Origin of the sequence: Flavobacterium sp. UGB4466 (assembly GCF_903469665.1) — a bacterium.
GTDB classification, from domain to species: domain Bacteria; phylum Bacteroidota; class Bacteroidia; order Flavobacteriales; family Flavobacteriaceae; genus Flavobacterium; species Flavobacterium lipolyticum.
The window spans coordinates 1-356 of record NZ_CAGKLC010000290.1 but is presented as its reverse complement, the minus strand read 5'-3'; the positions used below and the strand labels follow the sequence as shown (position 1 = coordinate 356).

Genomic DNA, 356 nt, shown 5'->3' with positions numbered 1-356 from the left:
TTATTGGCGGTACCTGCAAACGCATTCACCGTGAAGGTTACATCTGAACTTGTTGCAGCACAACTTCCGTTAGAAGCAACCGTGTATCTTATCGTTACCGCTGTATCTGCTGTAACATCAGCTGGCGTATAAACCGATCCGGTGATACTTCCGCCTCCTGAAACAATGCTCCACGTACCTCCTGCCGGTGTAGCGGTTAAGGTTTTGGTAGCCGTTTCACAAATAGCAGTAGTTGGAGTGGTATTATTGGCAGTGCCTGCAAATGCATTCACCGTGAAAGTAACATCTGAACTGCTAGCGGCACAACTTCCGTTAGAAGCAACCGTGTATCTTATCGTTACCGCTGTATCTGCTGT

1 protein-coding gene is annotated in these 356 nt (G+C 47.5%); it reads right to left on the bottom strand.

All coding sequences use genetic code 11. The features are described 5' to 3' along the window. Nucleotides 1-356, bottom strand: a 356-nt coding sequence (locus JO950_RS22105; protein ID WP_202704564.1) for a hypothetical protein, incomplete at both ends; no start/stop codon positions are given.